Below are 6,629 nucleotides of genomic sequence, written 5' to 3'. Positions count from 1 at the left end.
TGTTTCAGGAGTATTAAATGAATTTTAAAGTTATATCTTTAACTGCCATTGTTTTTTTTATTATCACAAATCTTTATTCATTTGAAACCGAAAATTCCGAAGCAAACAGATCAAAAACAAAACAGATTTTCAATAAAATAGTTAAAGCAATCGGAAATGTCGATTCGATCCGGAATGTGCAGACAAAAGGTAAAACCTGGCAGCCGATCGAACAAGGATCTATGACTTTTGAAACTAATGTAACTGCAATATTTCCTGATAAATTCAAAGTAAAATTTTTAGACCAGGAATTCATTATCAGCGAGAATAAAGGATGGAGAAAATATCCCAAAGGTTATTTTGAAAATCTTCCTTCATCATTGATCCCTGAAATTATGGGAAATTTGAAAAGAAACCTTATCAACCTGCTGAAATTCCAAAATGAATATGAAATTATTTTCCTTAAAGAAAAAGAAGTTGATGGAAAATCTTATGATATTTTGCAGGTTAATAATGATGAAATCCAATTTAAATTGATCATCGATAAAGAGACAAACCTGCCGTTTCAGATGATCTATGAAAGCGATGAATATGAGAAACCGATATCGATCTACAGGATGATAAAAGAATATAAAGATTTTAACGGCATCAAATTCCCGATCCATACAATTTCTTATGATGAATCCGGGAATAAGATCAGTGAAATAAAAATTTCAGAAGTAAAATTTAATGTCGAGATAGATGAGGATGAATTTTAAATCATTCGACTCGTAAGGAACGACGAGTCGAAATAACTTCAATAACAGTTCTATATGTTTCGAGTAGTCGTCACTTTGTTCCTTACGACTCGAATAGTATGCGAATCTCACAAATAATAGAGTTCATAAAAAAAATTAGTGTAATTCGTGAAATTCGTGGATAATAATTTTTCTTAACAAAATCTTCGCAAAGTTCAGATCATTTATACCAATTCCAGTCTAGCTTCCTTTTCAATTCTTACAACTTCTTCAGAAGCAACATCCAGTTTAGCTGCAATCTCTTTAATTGCCTTTTTCTCTGATTCACTTAATTCATTATCTGACAATGCACAATAATAACAAAGTCGGACGAGATAATATCTTTTCTCCGGATTATTCTGATAAAACAGGTCTATTATCCTGATAATTTCGTTCAGATTTATTTTCTCATTTTCATAATCATGAAGAAGTTTATCGAACATATTTCCAATAATTTCTTTATCAGTATTTCCGAATTTTTCTGATAGACCTTCATATTCATAAGGTCGTTGTTCGAGTTGGAATATGAGATCATCGATAATCCTCTGCTTCTCTTCCGGTTTAACGATCTTATCTGCTTCTGCAATATGGATCAATAATGCCATACTGCTCGTTACAAGCGAAAATTCTTCAAATTCTTTTTTCTCCTGTTCGGTTTGCGGGATGTAAATTTTTGAAACATAAAATGAATCCAGCAGATGTTTTGGCTCTTGAAAATTGCTGGCAATTTTAATGCTATCCTTAATTTTAGATGACCATCTTGACATAACTTTCTCCTTGTTATTTCTTAATTTTCGAATTCTGTAAAACTGAGTTATTTTCGTAATAACTTTGTCATTACGAGTTCTCTCTTGCCGGCTTCTATCGAAGTAATCTCTTTCTTGTCATTAAGTTGAAGATGTAGATTGCTTCATTGGAGTTTTATATCAGAAACCTCGCAAAGACATTTTTTTGAATTCCACTGAAAAATACCCAATTATGCTGAACTCATAATTTATTTTTAACTAATCTTTTCTAAAATTCTGTTAACTACAGAATCAACATCCAATCTGCAATATTTGAAAACATCTTCAGATTTACCGGAAAGAGCATAATCCTCAACTCCGAATTTATAAAATTCACACGATAATCCGAGTTGCATCAATTTATCTGCAATCGAATTCCCAAGTCCGGTATTCACATTATGGTCTTCATAAGTAAAGATAATTCCGGTTTTTGCTGCTTTCTTTAAAGCTTCTTTATCGAGATTGAGCGGACAGGAAACATTCCAGACTTGTAGGGAAATTCCTAGATCGTATAATCTGTCTGCAATTTCGAGGGCACGATTTGTTAATGTTCCCATCACGAAAAGTGCTGCTTCTTTTCCCTTTCGCAAAAGGTCTGCTTTTCCGTATTCAAATTTGTAATTTTCATCAAAGAAGATATTTCCTTCTGTATCTTTGATTATTTCTAATTTACTTCTTCCCATCGGGATCAGGAAATTTCCATATTTTTTGGAAATATATCTGATGATCCGATCAGTCTGGTTTGGATCAGCAGGAATGATCGTCTTGAAATGATAAAGGCTCTTCATCACTCCCAGATAATCGATGCATTGATGAGTTTTGCCATCCTCTCCCACATCGAGTCCGACATGTGTTGTGATCACTTTCAGATTGGTGTTATTAATATCATTCAAGCGATGCTGGTTATAAGTTTCATCGACTCCAAAAACACCGAAATCAGCAAAGAAAATCTGGATATTTTCCTTTGACATAGCTCCCGCACAAACTGCAGTATGATGTTCCATAATTCCGCTCTCATAAAAATTTTCAGGTAGAATCTCTGCAAATTTATTGGTTTTTACACTTCCCTGCAAGTCACAATCAAAGACAGCAAGTGAATTTCTCATTTCTAATTTCTCATTTCTATTTACTAAATCTGCGATTGCATTTCCCCAGGCAGAACGGTTATCGGTTTTTTCTGTATAAATTATGGGATTTCCAATATTGAGATTAAAGTCTTTTTGTTGTGAAATTTTGTTATTATGATCAGCATTATGAGGTTTGAATTCTTCTCTCAACTTCTTATATTTGATAAGGTTATTTTCCAATCCGAGTTCCTTCAAAGCCAGATCGAGCTTTTCTGCGGAAATCGTCGAACCATGGTATTTCTCATCATTCTCCATAAAGGAAATACCTTTTCCCATAACAGTATGAGCTAAGATCAAAGTTGGATTCTCATTATTGACCGCATCAAAGATCGCATCCTGGATCTCCGTAAAATTATGACCATCGATCTCGATCACATCCCAACCATCGGAAATGTAATTTTCCAGAATATTCTGCGGCATAACCTTGTTTATATCACCACATATCTGAAGTTTATTGTAATCCACAAAAGCAGTGATATTATTCAAATTATATTTTTTTGCAAATCTGCGAGCTTCGCTGATCTGACCTTTCTGTTGTTCTCCGTCTCCCATCAAAACGAAAATATGATTCTTAATTTCCTGCTGACGACATCCGAGAGCAAAACCGACTCCTGCTGACAACCCCTGACCAAGATTCCCGCTTGCCCATTCGACTCCTGCAACATCAGGTTCTACATGACCTTCGTAAATGCTGCCAGCCAGTCGGAATTGGGAAATTGCATCATCAAGGGGAAAGAAATCCAGCAAACCAAGAGTTGCATAAACTGCCGGTGCAATGTGACCATGACTGATAATAACTCTATCCCGTTCTTCCCATTTTGGTTTTTTGGGATCGATATTAATTAAATGATAAAGAGTCAGCAGGAAATCGACTGTGGACATAGAACCACCCGGATGACCGGAATTGGCGAGAGTAGTCATTTTGAGGATCGCACCACGAGCGATATTTGCTTTTTCTTTGATTTTACTTAATTCTATTTGTGCTAACTTTTTTCTGTTTGGATTCATTTAATCTCCGGTTATATAACTCTCACTCTGTCCCTCTCTTTAGAAGAGAGGGATGACTACAGTCATCAGATGAGTTTGAATTTCTTCTTGTTATTATTGTGTTCTTTCTCTTTTAAGAGAAGGATAGCAGAATGAGTTTATTTAGAATGATTCATTTCCTTTTCAAATGACTAATTATCTGCTCCACTTCTTTCTTATCATCAGAATAAGTGAACGCACCGAGAATATTATGAGCGTTTCCTTTATCAACTACTTTCGGATAAACTATCCTGACCACATCGATCTTTTCATCAGCAAAGGAAAAAGCACCTACAAGCTGAATGAGTTGATCACAGGTAAAGTGTTTACTATTTGCAGCGATCCTGACAACTGACATCTGGTCATCAGCAAAAGTTTCGTTTTTAACATTTGTCAGGAGTCGCTGGAATTCGGAATCATTCATAGCTTTCTGAATCTTTGAGACCTGAACTTCCTCAACTTCCTGAACCGATTCAGGTTCTCCAAAGTCAGTGGTTTCTTTCACATTGAGATTGATATTTACATCGGTATTTACAGGTGTTATCCGGGTTGGGGTTACCGGTCGAGTTGAATGCTGGATAATAACTACATCTGTGGGTAATAAAGCCAGCAGATCATAAATTTCATTAACTATATTATCAGTTTTGCGTTTATCAAAATTGTTGAGTTTTGTCAGATACTGTTTCTGAAGTATGTCGAGTTTTTCTGCGATCAAATCGACAACTGCTGTAGATGAAGATTGTTGACTCGATGATGATCCTTCCACATTCATCTTCATTTTTCCAAAAGAACTCCGGCTCTTTACTTCCTCAGAAAATAAAGATACTGCAAAAAGGATTAAGATGATAAAAATGATTTTTTTCATTATTCCCCCTGATTTTATTTGGAAGTTAATATTTTTTCAGGTTTTTTTCAGTCAAGAGAAATGAAATAAAGAGAGAATGGAAAGAAGAAACTCAAGTGTTTTGTTAAATTCGATTGAAATTAATATTCCCTTTTGAGAGATAAATCTCTTGATTGAAGTTAAAAGTTTGTAGATATTTTAACAAATATGAAAATTTATTTACGAAATTCTTGACAATTGTTTTGGAGCTTTTGAAAAGTTCCGCCAGATAAAAAATAATAGAAGAGGTTTTTATATTTGTTTAGATATAAAGGTTTATGAGATTGGTTTAATGTTGATGTTTTTTAGAATTTCAAAATTCATCTAAATAATTATCTTAAACAGACATTTCTTCAAAATGCGAAGGAATGTCTGAAGCTCAAGCAGGAATATTCTTAACTCTTGCGGGGATGTTCTTAGATCCTACGGGCATGTCCATAACTTTAGCATGAATATCTATAATATAATTCATAGCAACCATAATAGTTCAAATTTCCAATACTATAAAATAGAATGCTGCATCAATAATTTAATCCGCTAGGATGGAGATTTATAGAAATAAAATATTTTATTATCTTGACTTCATTTTTTTCATTTGAAATTTATCTCATCATAAAAAACAGGGGAAAAATAGAAAACTATTTCTGCAAAAAAAAGGAGATACTATGAAGAAACTATTTATTTCAATCTTTATTGTTGTGATGTACTCATTCTTGTTTGCCGAAACAATGTTCATTAATCTTAACAATGGAGAGACTATGGAAATCGATACGGATGAGATAATGGGAATAACCTTTAGTCCTGATGTATCGGTTGAGGAAATGGTTGAAATTATCAGTCAGATTCCAATTAAATTTTTGAAGAATACTCCCAATCCGTTTAATCCGGCAACAACAATATCTTTTGAACTTATGAAGAAAGGAAAAATATCGATCGAGATTTACAATGCTAAAGGACAAAAGGTTAGAAAATTACTCGATAAGAAGATGGAAGCTGGAAATCATCAGGTAATCTGGGATGGTTTGGATGATCAAGGAAAGAGAGTAGCCAGCGGAGTCTTTTTCTATAAAATATCGCTTAATGATGAACAGTTGATGAAAAAAATGATAATGCTCAAATAAAGAGAAACCTTCCGAAGGTTATGTAACTTTCAATTTCTCTTAACATTCGGAATGGATTATAGTATGAAATATAAACAATAAAGAGGAGGAAAATAAGATGAAAAAAATAACAATGATCGCAATTGTAATAAGTATAATTTCAGTTTTAATGGCAACTGAAATGATCATCCATAAAACAAACGGAACTCAAATTACTGTCCAATTAGATGAAATAGGAAGCATTTCTTTTTCCGGCGGACCGGGGATAAATCTGTCTTTTAGTGCTTTTCCCATGCATATCGATTGGGATGAAGATGATGATCCGCCGGATGATCAATCAGTATTAATGACAGTCAGAGTTCTGGATGAAGAAAATAATCCGGTACCGGATATTTCGATTGTCTTTACCGGGACTCTCGGTAATCCTGAAAATGGGGAATACACTGAGATAACTGATACGGAAGGTTATATTTATAAGTATTGGCAATTCCATGAATATGAATGTCCTCCTCCTGCTCCGGATGGTAGTCCGGGAGTAGCAACTGCAACCCTGACTGTTCAGATTATGGATACAAGTATCGATAGTCATACAACTATCCTATTAAGACGTTATGATGGAGATATATAGGAATAGAATTATCTGATAAAGATAATATGCTCGTTCAATCCTATCAGGACTGTGATTTGTGAATATTGACTCTGAAGGAGTTGAACAATAAAATGTTAACTAACATTTCCCATTGTATTAATAAAATTGGATATCTTATAAACTGCGTAGCAGTGCAATCTTTGAAATGAAATGCGTCAGCATTGAGCAATTAACAATGTATCAGCTTCATAGAAGCGACATCTAAACCAGTAAATGATGAAAAATGTCACTGCGATGCAGTTTTTAAAAGAGTCCTCAGACCAAACGCTAACGCATTTTGTTACAAACATATAACCTTTATTAG

General features: G+C 34.1%; 6 protein-coding genes. 3 read left to right on the top strand and 3 right to left on the bottom strand.

Going from position 1 to position 6,629, the window contains the following annotated elements:
- The first annotated feature begins 17 nt into the window (after positions 1–17).
- Entirely contained in the window at positions 18–737 is a 720-nt protein-coding gene (locus tag ENL20_03650) for a hypothetical protein (GenBank protein ID HHE37651.1), read from the top strand.
- 203 nt (positions 738–940) lie between these two features.
- Here the strand turns inward: ENL20_03650 and ENL20_03645 are convergent, their stop codons facing one another.
- From ENL20_03645 to ENL20_03635, 3 genes are all read right to left on the bottom strand, one after another.
- On the bottom strand, positions 941–1,522 hold the full coding sequence (locus ENL20_03645; GenBank protein ID HHE37650.1) for a hypothetical protein: 582 nt from the start codon (positions 1,520–1,522) through the stop codon (positions 941–943).
- 233 nt (positions 1,523–1,755) lie between these two features.
- Positions 1,756–3,675, bottom strand: coding sequence for a transketolase (locus tag ENL20_03640; protein ID HHE37649.1), 1,920 nt, complete (start codon positions 3,673–3,675; stop codon positions 1,756–1,758).
- Between the two features lie 151 nt (positions 3,676–3,826).
- Positions 3,827–4,558 carry a DUF4476 domain-containing protein gene (locus tag ENL20_03635; protein HHE37648.1) on the bottom strand — a complete coding sequence of 244 codons (732 nt, stop codon included), beginning with the start codon at positions 4,556–4,558 and terminating at the stop codon, positions 3,827–3,829.
- A 683-nt stretch (positions 4,559–5,241) separates the two neighbouring features.
- Between ENL20_03635 and ENL20_03630 the strand changes: the two genes are divergently transcribed.
- Both ENL20_03630 and ENL20_03625 read left to right on the top strand, forming a co-directional pair.
- On the top strand, positions 5,242–5,697 hold the full coding sequence (locus ENL20_03630) for a T9SS type A sorting domain-containing protein (GenBank protein ID HHE37647.1): 456 nt from the start codon (positions 5,242–5,244) through the stop codon (positions 5,695–5,697).
- 97 nt (positions 5,698–5,794) lie between these two features.
- On the top strand, positions 5,795–6,304 hold the full coding sequence (locus ENL20_03625; protein ID HHE37646.1) for a hypothetical protein: 510 nt from the start codon (positions 5,795–5,797) through the stop codon (positions 6,302–6,304).
- Positions 6,305–6,629 lie beyond the last annotated feature (325 nt).

Source organism: Candidatus Cloacimonadota bacterium (genome assembly GCA_011372345.1).
Lineage (GTDB): Bacteria > Cloacimonadota > Cloacimonadia > Cloacimonadales > TCS61 > DRTC01.
The sequence above is the reverse complement of the archived record's forward strand: the minus strand, read 5'-3'. Positions and strand labels throughout refer to the sequence as shown.

Excerpts from the sequence above, each read along its gene's own strand:
- ENL20_03630 (HHE37647.1), top strand. The coding sequence starts at position 5,242 with ATGAAGAAACTATTTATTTCAATCTTTATTGTTGTGATGTACTCATTC.
- ENL20_03635 (HHE37648.1), bottom strand. The coding sequence starts at position 4,558 with ATGAAAAAAATCATTTTTATCATCTTAATCCTTTTTGCAGTATCTTTA.
- ENL20_03625 (HHE37646.1), top strand. The coding sequence starts at position 5,795 with ATGAAAAAAATAACAATGATCGCAATTGTAATAAGTATAATTTCAGTT.
- ENL20_03645 (HHE37650.1), bottom strand. The coding sequence starts at position 1,522 with ATGTCAAGATGGTCATCTAAAATTAAGGATAGCATTAAAATTGCCAGC.
- ENL20_03640 (HHE37649.1), bottom strand. The coding sequence starts at position 3,675 with ATGAATCCAAACAGAAAAAAGTTAGCACAAATAGAATTAAGTAAAATC.
- ENL20_03650 (HHE37651.1), top strand. The coding sequence starts at position 18 with ATGAATTTTAAAGTTATATCTTTAACTGCCATTGTTTTTTTTATTATC.